The 18713-nt window shown below is 69.0% G+C and carries 14 protein-coding genes and 1 pseudogene; 11 read left to right on the top strand and 4 right to left on the bottom strand.

From position 1 onward, the window contains the following. Positions 1–412 precede the first annotated feature (412 nt). Positions 413–1864 carry a polyprenol phosphomannose-dependent alpha 1,6 mannosyltransferase MptB gene (gene mptB, locus VJT49_RS14700; protein WP_324165355.1) on the top strand — a complete coding sequence of 484 codons (1452 nt, stop codon included), beginning with the start codon at positions 413–415 and terminating at the stop codon, positions 1862–1864. A 321-nt stretch (positions 1865–2185) separates the two neighbouring features. Beyond that, positions 2186–2542 (top strand): beta-1,3-glucanase family protein, encoded by a 357-nt coding sequence (locus VJT49_RS35245; RefSeq protein WP_414635960.1) that lies wholly within the window; start codon positions 2186–2188, stop codon positions 2540–2542. Here VJT49_RS35245 and VJT49_RS14690 read toward each other — a convergent pair. After that, entirely contained in the window at positions 2509–3648 is a 1140-nt protein-coding gene (locus VJT49_RS14690) for a glutathione-independent formaldehyde dehydrogenase (RefSeq protein WP_324165354.1), read from the bottom strand. The two genes, VJT49_RS35245 and VJT49_RS14690, sit on opposite strands and share 34 nt — an antisense overlap. 196 nt (positions 3649–3844) lie before the next feature. Here VJT49_RS14690 and VJT49_RS14685 point away from each other — a divergent pair, with 196 nt between their 5' ends. From VJT49_RS14685 to VJT49_RS14655, 7 genes and pseudogenes are all read left to right on the top strand, one after another. Next, complete coding sequence (locus VJT49_RS14685) at positions 3845–4084, top strand: hypothetical protein (protein ID WP_324165353.1); 240 nt, start codon at positions 3845–3847, stop codon at positions 4082–4084. A 329-nt stretch (positions 4085–4413) separates the two neighbouring features. After that, positions 4414–5583 (top strand): annotated as a pseudogene (locus VJT49_RS14680) (sugar ABC transporter ATP-binding protein); the annotation flags it as partial. An 84-nt stretch (positions 5584–5667) separates the two neighbouring features. After that, the gene (rhaI, locus tag VJT49_RS14675) at positions 5668–6873 is read left to right on the top strand and encodes an L-rhamnose isomerase (RefSeq protein WP_414635961.1); all 1206 of its coding nucleotides are present in this window, start codon (positions 5668–5670) and stop codon (positions 6871–6873) included. Between the two features lie 81 nt (positions 6874–6954). Next, positions 6955–8988 (top strand): bifunctional aldolase/short-chain dehydrogenase, encoded by a 2034-nt coding sequence (locus tag VJT49_RS14670; protein WP_324165352.1) that lies wholly within the window; start codon positions 6955–6957, stop codon positions 8986–8988. Positions 8989–8996: 8 nt separating this feature from the next. After that, entirely contained in the window at positions 8997–10499 is a 1503-nt protein-coding gene (locus tag VJT49_RS14665; RefSeq protein ID WP_324165356.1) for a rhamnulokinase family protein, read from the top strand. Continuing rightward, entirely contained in the window at positions 10496–10882 is a 387-nt protein-coding gene (locus VJT49_RS14660; RefSeq protein ID WP_324165351.1) for a hypothetical protein, read from the top strand. Before VJT49_RS14665 ends, VJT49_RS14660 begins: the two co-directional genes overlap by 4 nt. A 386-nt stretch (positions 10883–11268) precedes the next feature. Next, the gene (locus VJT49_RS14655; RefSeq protein WP_324165350.1) at positions 11269–11874 is read left to right on the top strand and encodes a hypothetical protein; all 606 of its coding nucleotides are present in this window, start codon (positions 11269–11271) and stop codon (positions 11872–11874) included. Between the two features lie 10 nt (positions 11875–11884). On the opposite strand, the gene VJT49_RS14650 is transcribed toward VJT49_RS14655, so the two are convergent. Next, a complete protein-coding gene (locus VJT49_RS14650) occupies positions 11885–12991 on the bottom strand; it encodes a sulfite oxidase (RefSeq protein WP_324165349.1) in 1107 nt (368 codons plus the stop codon). 115 nt (positions 12992–13106) lie between these two features. On the opposite strand from VJT49_RS14650, the gene VJT49_RS14645 reads away from it, so the two are divergent. Next, positions 13107–14993 (top strand): GMC family oxidoreductase, encoded by a 1887-nt coding sequence (locus tag VJT49_RS14645; RefSeq protein ID WP_324165348.1) that lies wholly within the window; start codon positions 13107–13109, stop codon positions 14991–14993. Between the two features lie 106 nt (positions 14994–15099). On the opposite strand, the gene VJT49_RS14640 is transcribed toward VJT49_RS14645, so the two are convergent. After that, the gene (locus tag VJT49_RS14640; protein ID WP_324165347.1) at positions 15100–15606 is read right to left on the bottom strand and encodes a hypothetical protein; all 507 of its coding nucleotides are present in this window, start codon (positions 15604–15606) and stop codon (positions 15100–15102) included. A gap of 206 nt (positions 15607–15812) precedes the next feature. Further along, positions 15813–16430 (bottom strand): RNA polymerase sigma factor, encoded by a 618-nt coding sequence (locus VJT49_RS14635; protein WP_324165346.1) that lies wholly within the window; start codon positions 16428–16430, stop codon positions 15813–15815. Positions 16431–16654: 224 nt separating this feature from the next. Here VJT49_RS14635 and VJT49_RS14630 point away from each other — a divergent pair. Then, a partial coding sequence (locus tag VJT49_RS14630) for a transglycosylase domain-containing protein (RefSeq protein WP_324165345.1) occupies positions 16655–18713 on the top strand: 2059 nt, incomplete at its 3' end.

The following is an 18713-nucleotide window of genomic DNA, read 5'->3' as shown; positions in this document are numbered from 1 at the left end:
GCGATGAGTTCGTCGACGAGTTCCACAGCCTCTCCCGGACGTCCGGTCCGCCACTGTGCGATCACTCGTTGTGCCTGGGCGCGCAGCCCGTCCGGCCATCGCTCCCACGTCAGGTCCGCGACGGCTCCACCCTGACCGGCGGTGTTCTTTCCGGTGTCCACGTCAACCTCCTGGTCCGGCTTGTCCGGCAGACGGATTCCCCGTTCCGGCGCCTGTCACTCACCTTGCCATCGCCTCCTCATCGAGCGGTTGGGTCCTGCGCGGATCCGCTCGTGGCGGCCCGCGCGGGAACCGTCCACTGTGGATGTGGACCGGCAGTTGGCGCGCTGGTCATCGACGGCTACTTCAGGAAAAGATCAGGGATCGCCCTGATCTTCGCCGTAACAGAATCTGACAGGCTCGGGGTGTGGGGATGTCTGTCCGGCTTCCGGTGACGACTTGGTCCGCGTCGGTCGCGGGTTTCGTGGGTGTCGCCGTGCTCGTGCTGGCTACATCGGGCTTTCCGGGGCCTTCGGTGGTGCTGTTGACGGTCGGGCTGACCGGCATGGGCGTGGTCGTGCTGGCCTGGCTGGGTTTGGGGCGGCGGGCGGCGGAAATCCCTGTGCGCGGGCTGTACTGGATCGCGGTCGCGTGGTGTCTGCCGTTGCTGTTCGCGCGCCCGCTGTTCAGTGGTGATGTGCGGTCCTACCTGGCGCAGGGGGTGATCGCCGCCCAGGGACTGGATCCGTACCGGCTTGGTCCGATGGCGGCGTTGGGCGCGAGTTCGCCGGTGGCGCAGGAGGTCAGTCACTATTGGCAGGACACGCCCGCGCCTTATGGACCGGTGTGGATCGCGATCTCGCGCGCGATCGCTCGTATCGCAGGTCAGGACCTGCTTTTGACCTTGCTGCTGAATCGCTTGGTCGAGCTCGCTGGTGTCACGCTGATCGCGTGGGCGTTGCCGCGGCTGGCGCGCCGGATGGGGGTGTCGCCGGGTATCGCGGTGTGGCTGGGGCTGCTGAATCCGTTGGTGCTGTGGCATGTGGTGGCCGGAGCGCACAATGACGGGCTGATGGTGGGTCTGGTGCTGGCCGGGATGGAGATCGCGCTCGGTGGCCTGTCCGGGCCGTCCCGGCTCGTCAGCGGATTCGTGCTGCTGACGGTCGCGGCGAACATCAAGATCGTGGCCGGGGCGGCGGTCTGCTGTCTCGGTGCCGCGTTGGCGCGTCGATGGGGTCGTACGGCCGGTCGTGGCGCCCTGGTGATGCTCGGCGTGTTCGTCGGGTTCGTCGTGCTGTCCGTGGTGATTTCCGCGGTGACCAGCCTGGGCTGGGGCTGGCTGGGCACGCTCGGCGCGTCGGCTCAGGTGCACAGCTGGCTGGCGCCGACCAATCAACTCGGTTTTCTCGTCGGTGGGCTCGGCGCGCTGGCCGGCGCCGACATCACGTCGGCGGCGATCTCGGTGACCGTCCGGGTCGGCGCGGTGCTGGGGGCGATCGCCGGTGCGGGCATGGTGTGGGCGATATTTCGCGGCCGGTGGAACCCGTTGACCGGGCTTGGTCTCGTCTTCGCGGTGATGCTGGCAACCGGGCCGGTGGTGCAGCCGTGGTACCTGCTGTGGGCGATCGTGCCGCTTGCCGCGAGCCTGCGGTCGGACCGTGCGCGCCGTCCGCTGGTGGTGATCAGCGCCGTGTCCGCGATGCTGTTGCCGCCCATCAGCGGCGGCGCCGCGGTGCTGGTGGCCGGGTATCTGGGCGCGGCCGTGCTCTTGGCGATGATCTGGCTGGGTGGATGTCGAGGAAAAAGCGGGTCCAGGACGTTTTCGAGTGACGGCAGGCATCGTAGCTCATCAACGAAGCAACATGCAGTAAGTGACATCGACTGAACCATTTTGCGGAATGCCGGGACAAGTGGTCTCGCGGCGTGAGCGTCAAGTTCACATACTGTATAATGACATATACGGTCGGTCCTGCAGTCCAGTCGTACGCATCACCTTTCAGGCTGCATGGGTTGTCGGCAAGTTTCTCGGCGGCGGTCGAATACCGGTATCGGCACGGTAGGAGTATCGAGAACCTAATGGACCATCGGGCGATGGCCGTTCCAGGTGACGAAGCAGGACGAGGTGGTGCCGCTGTTGCCGAAGTCGACGCGAAGCCCCCGTCGGGCTGCCGGGATTGAGTTCACCCACAGTGACTCGGGAAGCCCCGTGACGGATCCCGCGCTTTTCTACCTGGACCCGGTGACCAACCACTACGCCAGGGCGTTACCCGCGAACACCGTCGACGGCAAGGCGTACGGCTTCCCGTTCGACGACGTGGCGGGCTTCGCCTCCTATGCGGAGGACAACGCTGTGGAGGACAACGCTGTGGAGGACAACGCGCCCGCGTCGATCACGGTGACTCGACGCCGTTCTGAGCGGTCCCGCCGCTCCCGTTCGGACAGGGGCTGCTACCGACGGTCGTGTCCGGGATGGCAGCGGCCCAACGTCGCGTCACATCGGGCCGCTGTCCTTACCGGGCTATCCAGGGGTCACCCCTGCGGGTGCAGGATGACCTTGGTGTAGCCCTCGACCCGCTTGTCGAACTTCTCGTAGGCCATGGGCGCCTGGTCCAGCGGTAGCTCGTGCGAGACCACGAAGCTCGGCTTCGCCCGGTCCTCGATGATCAGGTCGCGCAGTTGCCGGTTGTACCGCTTGACGTTGCACTGCCCGGTGCCCAGCCGCAGGCCCTTTTCGAACGCCCTGCCGACGGAAACCAGGAGCTGCCCGCGCTTGGCGCTTTCGTCGGGCGCGCCGGGGTCGGCCGGTACGTACAGGCCGGGGATACCGAGCATGGCGGTCGGGCGAACCGTGTCGATGAGGGAGTTCAGCACGATCGCCGGTTCCTCGCGTTCCTCGGTGTGTGCCTGCGCCTGGTATCCGACCGCGTCCACACCCTTGTCGGGGCCCTCGCCGCCGGTCTGCTCCTTGATCTGCTCGGCGGGGTTGCGCTCGGTGAAGTTGATCGGAATCGCGCCGATCTGTTCCGCCTTCTGCAGCCGCTCGGCGACGCGATCCACCACGAAGACCTTCGACGCTCCGCGCAGCAGCGCCGAGTAGGCCGCCATCAGGCCGACCGGCCCGCCACCGTACACCGCCACGCTTTCGCCCGGCGATACCTGTGCCAGTTCGCAGCCGTGGTAGCCGGTGGGGAAGATGTCGGCCAGCAGGATGAAGTCGGTCTCGTGCTCGTCGCCCGGCGGGAGCTTGAGGCAGTTGAAATCGGCGTAGGGCACGCGCAGGCGCTCCGCCTGGCCGCCGATGAAGGGCCCCATGGCCACGTAGCCGTAGGCCCCACCGGCGAAGCCCGGGTTCACCGTCAGGCAGAAACCGGTATAGCCGGCCACGCAGTTCTTGCAGAATCCACAAGCGACATTGAACGGCATCACCACCCGGTCGCCCTGCCGGATCGAGGTGACCCCGTCGCCGACCTCCTCGACGATGCCCATGTTCTCGTGGCCGAACACGATGCCCGGCTCGGCCGCCGTACGGCCTTCGTACATGTGCAGATCGGATCCGCAGATGGCCGTGGAGGTCACCCGTACGATCACGTCGTTCGGGTGTTCCATCCGCGGATCGGGGACCTCCTCCACGGCGACCTTGAACGGTTCCTTGTATACGACTGCCTTCACCGCCAGCACCTCCGATCAGGGATTGGTGATCATTCCTCCGGCGCGCGGCGAACGGCACGGTCGCATTATCGTGGACGACGGCGTAACCTCTACCGGCGTCCGCGGCCGTCGCTGTTTCGCCGTGCGTGGCGGAACTCATGTTTCGCCCACTTAGGACAGCAGTCAAGTCCCTGTAAGGTAAGCGCAACATGACGTGGTGCGGCGGCGCGGGTTGCTTATTCACCACTGGCAGGAAGAGAACAAGGAAATGGCACAACGGAAGGGCGTCCTGCTCGTTGCCGTGGCCGGGCTTTCGGGCAAGACCTATCCGGCGGGTACGCCGGTGATCATTCGCGGCGGGGGAGCGTCGGTCGACGCGTTCGTCGGTGGCGACTGGCTGCCGTTGGCATGGTGGGAATTCGCGCCGACTGCCGACGAAACCCCGGAGGGCCGCTAAATTCGGCGGCGGGTAGACCGCTTCGACCGGCCAGGCCGGGCTGACCCGGCCGGGCCGGTCGGGCACGGTGGACGTCGGGCACGGTGGACGTCGGGCACGGTGGACACTGTGCCAAGCAACACGCCCGCGGCCGTGGCGGCGTCTTTGATGCCCGTGGCGCGGGGCTCCTCTTGGCCGACGCTCGGCATGACTTGAACACACCCGTGGGTTAGAACGTCGGGAACATGAGCGCTGTCCGGCAGGAATGATCGAGATTTCGCTCCGGCCGACGACTCCAGTCGATCGTTGACTTCACGCTCGGCGAGATAGTAGTGTCAGAGCGCGACTTTATGAAACCTTTCAATCCGGAGGTCGCGATGGAGCGACACGACCGGGGCCCAGCACTCCTGCTGGAGGTTCGTGGCGTCACCAGGTCGTTCGGGGTCGTGGCCGCGGTCGCCGGGGTCTCCTTCCCGCTTTACCCCGGTGAGGCGCCTGCGCTCGTCGGGGAGAACCGCGCGGGCAAGTCGACCATCGTCAAGATGCTCGCCGGGGTCCACCGGCCCGGCACCGGCGCGCTCGTGGTGGACGGGCGGGGGGTCGAATTCGGTTCGCCCGCGGACGCGAAGGCGGCCGGGATCGCGGTGATCTACCACGAGCCCACGCTGTTCCCCGACCTGTCGGTGGCCGAGAACATCGTGATGGGCCGTCACCCGCGGCGCCGGCTCGGCATGATCGACCGGGGCGCGATCCGGGCCGAGGCGGAGAAGCCGTTCGCCCGGCTCGGCGTGCGTGTCGACCCGGGGCGGCCCGCCCGCGGCCTGTCCATCGCCGACCAGCAGATCGTCGAGATCGCCAAGTCGCTGAGCGCGGACGCGCGCGTGCTGATCATGGACGAGCCCACCGCCGCGCTGGCCCTGGCCGAGGTTTGGCGCCTGTTCGCCGTCGTCAGGGCGCTGCGGGACGAGGGCGCGGCGATCATGTTCATCTCGCACCGCTTCGAGGAGATTACCGAACGCTGCCAGCGCGTGACGATCCTGCGCGACGGCAGGCACGTGTCCACCGATCCGATCGAGGACCCCACGGTCGACGAGACGGTGCGTCGCATGGTCGGCCGCGAGCTCGACGCGCTGTTTCCCAACCAGGACGTGACGCCGGGCGAAGTCGTCCTCGAGGTCGAGGGCCTGAGCCGTGACGGTGTCTTCCATGACGTGTCCTTTTCCGTCCGCGCGGGGGAATTCGTCGCCTTCGCCGGCTTGGTCGGGTCGGGCCGGTCCGAAGTGGCGCAGGCGGTCTTCGGCGTGGACGAACGGGACGCGGGCGTGGTTCGCCTGCACGGCAAGGAACTCAAGCCGAACTCGCCGCGCGCGGGGATGGCTTTGGTGCCTGGGGACCGTCGCCAGCAGGACCTGGTCATGGACCTGTCGATCGAGCGGAACGTGACGTTGCCGCGCTCGAAAGCCGTGGCAAGCCTGGGTTTCCTGTTCGGAGCCGGTGAGCGTCGTGAGGCCCTGCGGTGGATGACGCGGTTGCAGACCAAGTTCGGTGGGCGCGTTCGGGTCGGCCTGCGTGTTCGGCTGCGCCGCACCGCCGGGCGAAACCGGATGTCGCGACTATTCGTTGACAAGAGAGATGTGATCGACTTGCCAGATATAGCGGCCGTGAAACAAGCCCTGTGGGCGCAGTGGATCGAGACGCCTTCGTGGGCGTATGGGAACTCCGGGACTCGCTTCAAGGTATTCGCGCAGAAGGGCGTCCCGCGCACTCCCGAGGAGAAGATCGAGGACGCCGCCACCGTCAACCGGTTCACCGGGGTGGCGCGGAGCGTCGCCCTGCACATCCCGTGGGACCGGGTCGACGACTACGGCGCGCTGGCCCGCCATGCCGAGGACCTCGGGGTCAAGATCGGCGCGATCAACACGAACGTGTTCCAGGACGACGACTACAAGCTCGGCTCGGTGACCAACCCGGATCCCGGGATCCGGCGCAAGGCGACCGGGCACCTGCTCGAGGCGATCTCCATCATGGACGCCACCGGCTCCCGGGACCTCAAGCTCTGGTTCTCCGACGGCCTCAACTATCCCGGTCAGGACGACCTGCGCGACCGGCAGGACCGGCTGGCCGCGGCCCTGCGCGAGACCTACGACCGGCTCGGCGACGGCCAGCGGATACTGCTGGAGTACAAGCTGTTCGAGCCCGCCTTCTACGCCACGGACGTTCCGGACTGGGGTACCGCATACGCGCACTGCGCCGAGCTGGGTCCCAAAGCGACAGTGTGCATCGACACCGGGCATCACGCGCCGGGCACCAACATCGAGGTCATCGTGGCGTTCCTGCTGCGGCGGAAGAAGCTGGGCGCGTTCGACTTCAACTCGCGGTTCTACGCCGACGACGACCTGATGGCCGGTGCCGCGGACCCGTTCCAGCTGTTCCGCATCATGTACGAGATCGTGCGGGGAGAAGCGCTCGACCCGGGTTACGGCATCAGCTTCATGCTCGACCAGTGCCACAACATCGAGCCGAAGATCCCGGCGGTGATCCGCTCGGTGCTCAACGTCCAGGAGGCGACCGCGAAGGCGCTGCTGGTCGACCGGGACGCCCTGCACGCCGCGCAGCGCGGCGGCGACGTTCTCGGCGCCAACGCGGTCCTCATGGACGCGTTCAACACCGACGTCCGGCCTCTGCTGGCCGAACTGCGCACCGAGATGGGCCTGGACCCGGACCCGGTGGCCGCCTACCACCGCAGCGGATACCAGCAACGGATCGAGACCGGACGAGCCGACGGCCGGCAGGCCGGGTGGGGTGCTTGAACGTGACATCCGCCATGTCGAACCGCGGCCACCAAGCCGATCACAGCGCGCGGTCGGGCGCAAACCTACGGAGGGGCGACCATGACTGACCAGGTGGCCGAACTCATCGCGCGCAGCAACGAACTGGGCTCCGATCCGCGCAACACCAACTACGCGGGTGGCAACACCTCGGCGAAGGGCAGTGCGCCCGACCCGGTCACCGGGAAGCCGACGGAACTGTTGTGGGTCAAGGGATCCGGGGGAGACCTCGGCACGCTCACCGAGGCCGGGCTCGCCGTGCTGCGGCTGGACCGGCTGCGCGCGCTGCTCGACGTCTACCCCGGCGTCGAGCGCGAGGACGAGATGGTCGCCGCGTTCGACTACTGCCTCCACGGCCGTGGCGGTGCCGCGCCGTCGATCGACACGGCCATGCACGGGCTGGTCGAGGCGGCTCACGTCGACCACCTGCACCCGGACTCCGGCATCGCGCTGGCGACCGCCGCCGACGGCCCGGCGCTGACCAAGGAATGCTTCGGCGACCGGGTGGCCTGGGTGGACTGGCGGCGCCCCGGGTTCCAGCTCGGCCTGGACATCGCGGCGATCAGGCGGGCCCACCCGCGGGCGATCGGCGTGATCCTCGGCGGGCACGGCATCACCGCGTGGGGTGAGACCTCTCAGGAGTGCCGGCGCAACTCGCTGGAGATCATTCGCACCGCCGAGAAGTTCCTCATTGAGCGGGGGATCGCGGAACCGTTCGGCGCGGTGGTTCCCGGGTTCGAACCGCTGCCCGAGGCCGAACGGCACGCCCGCGCGGCCGCGCTCGCACCGGTCGTCCGCGGGCTGGCCTCGACGGACCAGCGGCAGGTCGGCCACTACACCGACAGCGACGTGGTGCTCGACTTCCTGTCCCGCCAGAAGCTCGGTCCGCTGGCCGCGCTGGGCACCTCGTGCCCCGACCACTTCCTGCGCACCAAGGTCCGCCCGCTGGTCCTCGACCTGCCCGCCACCGCGCCTTTCGACGATGTCGTGGCCCGGTTGAAGGAACTGCACGCGGAGTACCGCACGGAATACCGTGCCTACTACGAGCGGCACGCCACGCCCGGCAGTCCGCCGATGCGTGGCGCCGACCCCGCGATCGTGCTCGTGCCAGGGGTGGGCATGTTCTCCTTCGGCAAGGACAAGCAGACCGCGCGCGTGGCGGGCGAGTTCTACGTCAACGCCATCAACGTGATGCGCGGCGCGGAGGCGGTGTCGACCTACGCGCCGATCCCGGAAAGTGAGAAGTTCCGCATTGAGTACTGGGCCCTGGAAGAGGCCAAGCTCCGGCGCCGGCCGAAGCCCAAGCCCCTCGCCGGCCGGATCGCGCTGGTCACCGGGGCTGGTTCGGGCATCGGCAAGGCCATCGCCGAACGGCTGGCGGACGAGGGCGCCTGCGTCGCGATCGCCGACCTCGACGCCGACGCGGCCGCCGAAGTCGCCGCGGGCATCGGCAACGCTGACACCGCTGTCGCGGTCGCCGCGAACGTGACCGACGCCGACGCCGTCCAAGCGTGCGTGGACGCGACCGTGCTCGCGTTCGGCGGCATCGACCTCGTGGTGAACAACGCCGGCCTGTCGATCTCCAAGCCGCTGCTGGAAACCACCGAAAAGGACTGGGACCTGCAGCACGACGTGATGGCCAAGGGGTCGTTCCTGGTCTCCCGCGCCACCACGAAGGCGATGATCGCGCAGGGGATGGGCGGCGACATCGTCTACATCTCGTCGAAGAACTCCGTGTTCGCGGGACCCGACAACGTCGCCTACGGCGCGGCGAAGGCCGACCAGGCGCACCAGGTCCGGTTGCTGGCGGCCGAACTCGGCGGGCACGGCATCCGGGTCAACGGCGTCAACCCCGACGGGGTGGTGCGCGGTTCCGGGATCTTCGCCGGTGGCTGGGGCGCGCGGCGGGCCGCCGTCTACGGGGTCGAGGAAGAGGAACTGGGCGCGTTCTACGCCCAACGCACCATCCTCAAGCGTGAGGTGCTGCCCGAGCACGTGGCCGCCGCGGTGTTCGCGCTCACCAGTGGCGAACTGACGCACACCACCGGATTGCACGTGCCGGTCGACGCGGGCGTGGCCGCGGCGTTCCTCCGATGATGCCGATGATGCGCGTAGCGGCGGTCGATTTGGGCGCCACCAGCGGGCGCGTGATGGCCGGCTCGGTGGGCCCTGGCCACCTGGCGGTCGAGGAGGTGCACCGGTTCCCCAACGGCGGGGTGCGAGCCGGGACTACCTTGTACTGGGACATCCTCGGCCTTCATCGCGAGACACTGGCCGGCATCCAGTCGGCTCACCGGGGAGCCGCGCTGGACGGTGCCGGCATCGATTCCTGGGCGGTCGACTATGGACTGCTCGACGCCACCGGTGCCTTGCTCGGAAACCCGGTGCACCATCGTGATTCGCGGACCGCCGGGGTGCCCGAGTTGGTGCACGGGAGGGTGCCGCCGCGCGAGCTGTACGAGGTCACGGGATTGCAGGAGCTGCCGTTCAACACGCTCTACCAGTTGGTGTCCGAAAAGGACAGGCTGGCCGCGGCCGAGCGGATGCTGCTGATCCCGGATCTGCTCGGCTACTGGCTGACCGGCCGGGCCGGTGCGGAGCGCACCAATGCGTCGACCACGCAGCTCTACGACGTGCGCGCGCGAACCTGGGCGACCGGGCTCGCGGAGCGTGCCGGCATTCCGCCGCGGCTGCTTCCCGGGTTGCGCGATCCCGGTGCGGTCATCGGCACCCTGATCCCCGAGCTGGCCGCCGAACTGGCCTTGCCGGAACTGCCGGTGGTCGCCGTCGGCTCGCACGACACAGCGTCGGCGGTGGTCGCCGTCCCGGCCGAGCCGGGGACCGGCTTCGCCTACATCTCCTCGGGCACCTGGTCGCTCGTCGGGCTCGAACTCGACGAGCCGGAGCTGAGCGACGCCGCGTTCGCGGCGAACTTCACCAATGAAGGCGGTGTGGACGGCAAGATCCGGTTCCTGCGCAACGTGATGGGGTTATGGGTGCTCAGCGAAACCCTGCGCGTCTGGGCCGCGCGAGGCCGTCCCGTCGACCTCGCGACCGTCCTCGGCGAGGCCGCGGCCGTTCCGCCGCTCGCGACGGTGGTGGACATCGACGCGCCGGAGTTCCTCGCTCCCGGCGACATGCCCGCCCGCATCGAGGCGGCGTGCGTGGCCACCGGTCAGCGCCCACCCACCAGCCCGGCCGAAACCGTCCGGTGCATTGTGGACAGTCTGGCGCTGGCCTACCGGCGCACGGTCCGGCAGGCGGCGGAGATCACCGGGCGCCCCGTCGACGTGGTGCACGTGGTCGGCGGCGGTGCGCGCAACGAACTACTGTGCCGGTTGACCGCCGACGCCTGCGGCGTGCCGGTGCTGGCGGGGCCGGTCGAGGCGGCCGCGCTCGGCAACGTGCTCGTGCAGGGGCGTGCCCTCGGCGTGGATCTGCCGGACCTCGCCGCGATGCGCGCCCTGGTCCGCGAAACCCAGCCGCCGCGCCGGTACGCTCCCTCGGGTCGCGAGCCGGCATGGGCAGCCGCGGAGGCCAGGCTGGGCGAGGGAAGGCGACCCAGGTCGGCCCGTGGCTTCGGCCGGGAACCGACACGGTCGAAGTGAAGATCGCCACGACCCCGCCGAACCGGCTGATCACGTTCAGGGTGGTCGACCTCGTAGCGTTCGGCATCGCGTCCCGCCAGGCCTACGGCCTGCCCGGACCGGCCCCGCCTGGTCCACCAGGTCGAGATCGGGGCATGAGCGGGCCAGGGGTGGGTACCCGGCACGAGGGACTGACGAGCGAGGGCAACGTGGACCAAGGATGGGCGGCCGGCGAGCAGCCGTGGGAGGCCTGGCCAGAACTGCTGGCCGGCACCGCACGGGAGATTCTCGGCGAGATCCGGGCAGGGCACCCGGAAGGGGCCGTGAACCTCCTCGACGGTCTGCTCGCCGACCTGGAGGCCCGCCGCCGCACCCTCGCGGAACTCGCCAACGAAGAAGGCTGAGTCAGCACTCGTTCGGCGTCCCGCAGGTCCGTTTGGAGGAACCCGACCCAGTCCTGTGCCCTGGCGTTCGAGCGTGACGGGGGCGTGCGCGGCGGCGACCTCCTCGTAGTCCACGTTGACCACGTCACCGCAGGTGGAACGAACCCTCCGGTAACACCGGACCGGGCTCGCGAGTCCCACACTCTCCGCGCGCGAGTTCCACACTCGGTGCGTCCGAGTCCGCCATTCCTCGCGCGCGGGCGCCCGCCGGCGGCGAGTCCACAACGGATCACCGTGCGCGCCTCGACGGTCCGGCCAGGTGGGTCGTATCGTGAAATACGCTGGAGTAGTCATGATCGCCTTCCAACGGAAGGCCGTCGGAAGGCGACCCGATCGGGAGCGTCGCCATGTTCATGCAATTCATCCAGGCCAAGGTTCGTGACCCCGAAGCCGTCCGGGAAACCATGGACCGCTGGCATCGTGAACTCGAACCCGGTGCGGTCGGCTGGCTCGGCGGCACCTATGGGATCACCGACGACGGAACCCTGGTGGCGGCGGTGCGCTTCGAGTCCGAAGAGGCCGCTCGCCGGAACAGCCAGCGCCCGGAACAGGCCCGGTGGTGGGAGGAAATGACCCGTCACCTGACCGGCGAGACGACGTTCCACGACTGCCGTGACGTGACGCTGCTGCTCGGCGGCGGCTCCGACGAGGCGGGGTTCGTGCAGATCATCCAGGGCCATGTGCGGGACCGGGCGCGGGCCCGGGCGCTGGCCGAACAGTCCACGGACGTGATTTCGCGCTACCGTCCGGACATCATGGGCGCCACCATCGCCATCGACGACGACGGTTTCCTCACCGAGACGGTCGCCTTCACCACGGAGGCCGCCGCGCGCGAGGCCGAGCGGCAGGACCTGCCGCCCGAAGCGGCCCGCATCGTCGACGAGGAAATGTCCCTTTTCGACGACGTCACCTATCTCGACCTGCACCGCCCCTGGTTCCGCTCGCACGAATGACGCCGGCGCGTCAAGGCAGGCAGGCGACGTGCACGCGATGCACCAGGTTGTTGGCGAAGCCGCCACGGTTCCACGCCTGGTGCACCGGCTGGGTGTTGCCGTCGGCGTCGGTGGCGCGGGCGGCGAGAACGTGATCGCCGGGCGTGGCCTCCCAGTCGAATATCCACTCGCGCCACGCCCAGACGTGCCCGGTGGCGATGTCCAGGTCGGCTTCCGCCCAGGTTCGGCAGCCGTCGGTGCTGACGTCGACCCGGGTGACGGGCGCCCGGCCTGACCACGCCCGGCCGGCGAGCCGCAGCGGGCCGGGCCGGACGATCCTGGTGCGTGACATGAAGTCGGGCATCCCCGGCGGGTTGATCAGCGCGCGGACCGCGATCCGCGTGACCGGTTCGCCGGGCTCGTCCGGACGCCGCCGGGCCCGGTAGGCGACCGTGTTCTGGAACCCGGTGAACGGCGAGTTCACGAGCTCGATTTCGCGCAACCATTTGACCTGGGCCATGCCGTACCAGCCGGGCACGATCAGCCGCAAGGGGTAACCGTGCTGCGGCGGCAGGGGAGCGCCGTTCATCTGGTAGGCGAGCAACACCTCCTCGCGGCGCGCCTCGTCCAGCGCCAGTCCACGCCGGTAGTCCTGTTCGACGCCCCGTTCCACACCGTGGTCGGCCCCGGTGAACACGGCCTCGATCACGTCGTGTCCGATTCCGCATTCGGCCAGCACCGCGCGAAGCGGCACCCCCGTCCATTCCGCCGTGCCCACCGCCTCCACCAGCCACGGCTGGCTCACCGGCCGGGGCCGCAGCAACGCCCGCCCGTTTCCCGCGCATTCCATGGTGACCCGCACGGTCCGTGACGGCATGGTGCGTAGTTCGTCAAGGGAAAAGGTCGCCGGTTCTTTGACCCGGCCGGTGACCGACAATCGCCAGTTCCGGATATCCGGTTGCGGAATGTCGTAATGAATGAGGGTGTAGTGCAGTCCCGGCGGAGTCAGGTCGTAACGCAGTGCTTCCAGCGGCATACCGTGATTGCGCGCGGCCAGTGCCAGCTCGTCGAAGCCTACTTCTTCCGTGCTCGCCGCCACCCGCGCGGGGAGGCTGACGCCGCGCAGCTGAGTGTTCATCAGGCCAGCATGAGCCCGGACCGTCGCCGGCGCCATTCACCGGTTCCGGGTGAGGCCCGCGGTGACGGGGCAGTGCCAGACTCGCTGCCGCGAGGGGAGGGCCGATTGGGGATCGATGAACGCTGAGTTCGACTACGTCGTCATCGGCTCGGGCGCGGGTGGTGGTCCGGTCGCCGCGCGGCTGGCCGAGGCGGGGTTCGAGGTACTGCTGCTGGAGGCGGGGGGCCGCGAGGGGGGTCCCATCTACGAGGTGCCCGCCTTCCATGCCTTCGCCACCGAAGACCCCGACCTGCGGTGGGACTTCTACGTCCGGCACTGGACCGATGACGAGCGGCAGTGGCGCGACAGCAAGTACGTTGCGCGGCAGGACGGCGTGTGGTACCCGCGGGCGTCGTCACTGGGCGGCTGCACCGCGAACAACGCGATGATCACGTTGTGCCCGCACGACCAGGACTGGGACGACATCGCCGCGCTCACCGGTGACAGCTCGTGGAACGCCACGAGAATGAGATGGTGGTTTCAGTTACTGGAACGGTGTTCCTATGTCCGGCGGCCCCGGTGGCTGCCGAAGAACCCCGGGCTGGCCGCCGTCCTGGAACGCCTCCCGTTGCCCGGCCGGCTGGTCAACCGGAGCCGGCACGGTTTCGACGGCTGGCTGAGCACGTCGCTTGCCGATCCGGAGCAGGCCCTGCGCGACCCGCGGCTGGTCCGGCTCGTGCTGGCCGCCGCGAAGGACACCCTGGCCGAAGCGCTCGGCAGGCCGCTCACCGCGTTCGAAGGGCTCGGCACCCATCCCGATCCGAACGACTGGCGGACGGGTGGCGCGGCCTGCGAGGGGCTGTGGCGGATCCCGCTGGCCACCGCGCATGGCCGCCGGTCCGGCACGCGGGAGCTGGTCGAGCGGGCGGAGACGTTGTTCCCGAACCGCCTGACCGTCCGGACCGGATGCCTGGTCACACGGATCCTGTTCGAAAGCGGCACGACCACCGTCAGGGGAGTCGAGTTCGTCGACGAGCGGCACGCCTCCACCGCGGACCCGCGCGCCCCGCTGCCGGTGTGGCCGCCGGCCACCGAGCGGGTCGAGGTGCGCGGCGAGGTGGTGCTCGCGGCGGGCGCGTTCAACACGCCCCAGTTGCTGATGCTGTCCGGCATAGGACCGCGGCGGGAGCTGGAACGCCACGGCATCGATGTTCGGGTGGACCGGCCGGGGGTGGGTGCGAACCTGCAGGACCGTTACGAGGCCGGGGTGGTCTACGAACTGAACCAGGACTTCGCGGCGCTGGAGGACACCACGTTCACCCCGCCCCGGTACCCCGATCAGTACGACCGGCGGCTGGCCGACTGGTCGGCGGGCTGTGGCGTCTACACCACCACCGGCGCGGCCATCGGCCTGTCGGCGAAATCACGGCCGAAGCTCGCCGTGCCCGACCTGTTCCTGTTGGGCCTGCCCGCGAACTTTCGCGGCTACTACCCCGGCTTCGCCGCGGAACTGGAGCGGAACCGGCGGTACTTCACCTGGTCGGTGCTCAAGGCGCACACGGCGAACCGCGCGGGCCGGGTCGAGCTCCGGTCGGTCGACGCCCGCGTCCCACCCATGATCTCGTTCCGGTACTTCGAAGAGGGTGACGACTCGCGTGGCGACGATCTCGACGCGGTGGTGCGGGGAATCGAACTCGCGCGCGAGATCATGCGGCGCGCCAGACTGGTGGTGCGCAAGGAGATCGTGCCGGGCGCGGCCGTCGAGGGCACCGGGGAACTCCGGGATTTCGTGCGTGACGAGGCGTGGGGGCAGCACGCGTGCGGCACCGCGCGCATCGGCGTGCCGGACGATCCCGGTGCCGTGGTGGACAGCCGGTTCCGCGTGATCGGCACGGATTGTCTCCGGGTCGTCGACGCGTCCGTCTTCCCCCGCATTCCCGGTTTTTTCCTGGCCACCGGAGTCTCCATGGTCGCGGAGAAGGCGGCGGCGGCCATCGTGGACGACGCTCATCGCTTCGCCTGAATGTGACGCGGGTGGCGGGTGCCCGGCAGGGGGGAGGGGCGGGCAACCGCCACCCGCGTCGGACGGTGACTTCGAGGGGGAGTCAGGTCACCGCCGGTCCAGGGGTTCAGTGGCTGGGGTGGGCCGGAATCGAGGGGGCGTGCGCCTCGGGATCCTGGGTCGCGTGAATTTCGGTGTGGCCGTTCTTCGTCGTCGTGGTGACCGCATCGGACGGCGTGGCAAGGAGTTCGGCGCAGTAACCGTCCACTTTGTCCTTTCCGCCGGCGGTGGTGATGAGAACCGTGAAGGCCGGGTTCTCCAGTGCCTTGCCGTGGTCGGAGCCGGCACCGGCGGTGTAGGCGTGGCACAGGCCGGTCAGCGAGGGGGATGGGGTCTCGCTGGGCCGGCCTGTGCCTGTGGTGTCCGCCGGTCGGCCCTGCGTGGACTCGGCCTGCGAACTGCTCGCCGCGCTCGAAGCGCCGGCCGACGGTGCCGACGGGGCTCCGGAGCCACCGCCCGGCAGGCCGCCGGTCGCGGCCACGGCCACGACGCCTCCGACCGTCACGGCCGCGGCCGCGGCGCCAGCCACCGCGAGTTTGGTCGTGAGCAGGTTCGCCAGCGCAGTCTTGATCATCGAAAGTCTCCGTAGCCGAGGGACAGGGGCGACATGAGCGGCCCGGAATGCCGCTACGGCCGCCTGTTCACCGGCGAGTTCAGCCTCCCTCGGTGGGGCGGCCGCGGCGGCGAGCAGGTCGTGCAGAAGCGGGTCAACGATGACTGGATCATCGTTGAGGATCCGGTTCATGGCACGCCGGTCGCTACGCCGGCAACGGTTCACGCTCATCTCACCTCCTTCAGCGCCGGGGTCTCAAAATGTGTCACACCACCGCCAGGGGAGGTGCCGCCGCCCTGTTCCAGGCGCTTGGCCAGCGTCCGCAAACCCCGGTAAGCGGCGGTCCGTACCGCGCCCGGCCGCTTGCCGAGCACTCGCGCCGCCGCGGTCGCGTCCATGCCCATGACCACCCGCAGCACGACCGCTTCCGCCTGGTCCCGTGGCAGGGTCGAGATCAGCGCCAGCGCCGCTTCGGTGCCGATCGCCGTCTCCGCCGCCCTGGCGGTGTCGTCACCGGCCGCCAGTTCTCCCAGGTTCTCCACCTGGTCCGCGCTGATCGGCCGTCGCTGCTGGCGCCGCAGGTGATCGAGCGCCCGGTGCCGCCCGATGGTGGCCACCCAGCCGCGGAACCCGTCCAAATCACCCCGGAACCGCCCAAGGTCTCGCGCGACCTGCAGCCAGGTTTCGGAAGCCACGTCCTCGGCGTCCTCGCCCACCAGTACCCGCAGATAGCGCAACAGGCCAGGTTGGACGGTCCGGTACAGCACCCGGAACCCGTCCTCGTCGCCCTCCCGCGCCGCCCGCAACGCGTCGTCGTAGCGGCCCGACACCAGTGCTCTCACCACCCATCGACCAACGGCCCCCACGGCAATGACGGCGTCATCATGGTCCACAACACCGCCGCCCCGAAACCCCCAACCCCCGGTGATTACAACCGAAGTCGGCGTGGCAGTCCGCGAATTCTTCACGGAACGCGGTTCAACCGAAGTACACTGTGGACAGATTTGGCGCCGCCGGTGACGGCGGCTACAGTGGCCGCGATCTGAGCCGCCGCTGGAGGACTCCCGTTTTGAACGACCGAAGTGCGCCGCGCACCGGCCGCCACCGCCGTGCCGTCACCGAAGGCGATGACGGGCGGCGCGGGCGGCAGGTGATCTGGAGACGGGTTCGCCGCACCTTCTACGTCCTGCTCGCGCTGGCCTTCCTCGGCCCGGTCGTCGCGTTCGTCATCGCGTACCAGCTGGTTAATGTGCCGGATCCGAACGCGTTGCTGGCGAACCTGAACCAGCCGGTGACCATGTACTATTCGGACGGTTCGCCGCTGTACCGCAAGGAAGGCGCGGACACCCACCGGCTCGTCACCTGGGACCAGATCCCCGCCGTGATGAAGAACGCGCAGATGGCCGCCGAGGACGCGACCTTCATGACGAACTCCGGATTCGACACCGAGGCCATCGTCCGTACCGTGTGGAACCGGCTGAGCGGGGGCACCGGGGGTGGTTCCACCATCGGGCAGGAATACGTCAAGAACGCCACCGGAAACGACCAGGACACGCTGGGCCGTAAATTCGTGGAAATGGTCTCCTCGTACAAGATGACCGAGACCTACACCAAGGAGGACATTCTCACCGCCTACCTGAACACCGTCTACTTCGGTCGCGGCGCCTACGGAGTACAGGCCGCGGCACAGGCGTTCTACGGTGTCGAGGTGGGCGATCTCACCGTCGAGCAGGCGGCGTTGCTGGCCGGGATGGTGCAACTTCCCGCGCAGGCCAACAATCCCGCCTACCAGCACCAGCGGTACGACTACGTGATGCGGCAACTGCTCGCCAACCACTGGATCACGCAGCAGGAATACGATTCCGCACGGTTCCCGGCACCCAGGGACGTGGCGGCTGGCACCGGCAGACTCCCACCCAACCGCCAGTACATCGTGTCCGCGGTGCTCGAGGAGTTGAGCGAGAAGGGCTTTTCCGAGCAAACGCTCTCGAAGTCCGGCGCGAAGATCTACACCAGCATCAGCCCGGCCGCGCAGAACGACGCCGAGGCCGCGGTGAGCAGGATCACGGCGGCGGACGCCGGGTATCCGGACGAGGCCGCCGCGCTGGTCTCGGCCGACCCGGTCACCGGCGCGATCGTCGCCTACTACGGCGGCGACGGGTCCACCTCCTACGACCTGGCCAAGACCCCGCAGCAGCCGGGCTCCTCGTTCAAACCGTACGTACTGGCCGCGGGGCTGCGGGCGGATCCTGTCCACATCGGACTGAACGCGGTCTACGACGGCAGTGACGACCAGACCATCGACGGCCGGGTCGTGCACAACTCCGACGGCGAGGGCGCGGCCCAGATCACCGTCAAGGACGCCATGACCGCCTCGGTCAACACCGTGTTCTCCCGGATGGCCGCGCAGGCCGGGGTGAACGCCGTGCGGCAGGCGGCATGGGACGCCGGTGTTCCGAAGCGGATCACCTCGTCGCTGGGATCCACTTTCGACTCCCTGCAGCAGACCGATGATCTCGGCAACGGGACCGGGGTGACCGAACTCGGCATCGCGCTCGGCCAGTACCCCGTCCGCCCGATCGACCAGGCACAGGGTTACGCCACGTTCGCCGGCAACGGCATGTACCTTCCGGTGCACTTCGTCACCAAAGTCACCGACGCGACCGGAAACCCGTTGTACGCGTTCACCACCGCGCCGACCCCGGCGTTCAGCCCGGACCCGGCGACGAACGCCTCGATCGCGCGCACGGTCACCGAGTCCCTGCGTGACGTCGCGGACCACTCCGGCGATGCCCTGGACGGCAACCGGCCGAACGCCGCGAAGACCGGCACCGCGCAGTTCAACGACTCCGGCCACAACTCCGAGGCCTGGATGGTTGGCTACACACCACAGGTCGTCACGGCGGTGTGGTTCGGCAACAAGAAACAGCCCGCGCCGATCTACGGCAACTACCACAACGGCCGCGGCCCGGAAACCGGATACGACGTCTACGGCCGGGAAGAGCCGGGCTACATCTGGCAGGCCTTCATGAACTCCTACCTGTCCGGACAGCCCGTTCGGGAGTTCGCCGGCATCCCGACGATCAGCGGCATACCGCCCGCCGCGCCGCCGCCGGCCGCCCCGCCAC

The sequence above is a fragment of the Amycolatopsis sp. genome, from assembly GCF_035276945.1.
GTDB lineage: Bacteria > Actinomycetota > Actinomycetes > Mycobacteriales > Pseudonocardiaceae > Amycolatopsis_E.
This window is presented reverse-complemented; position numbering and strand designations above follow the sequence as displayed.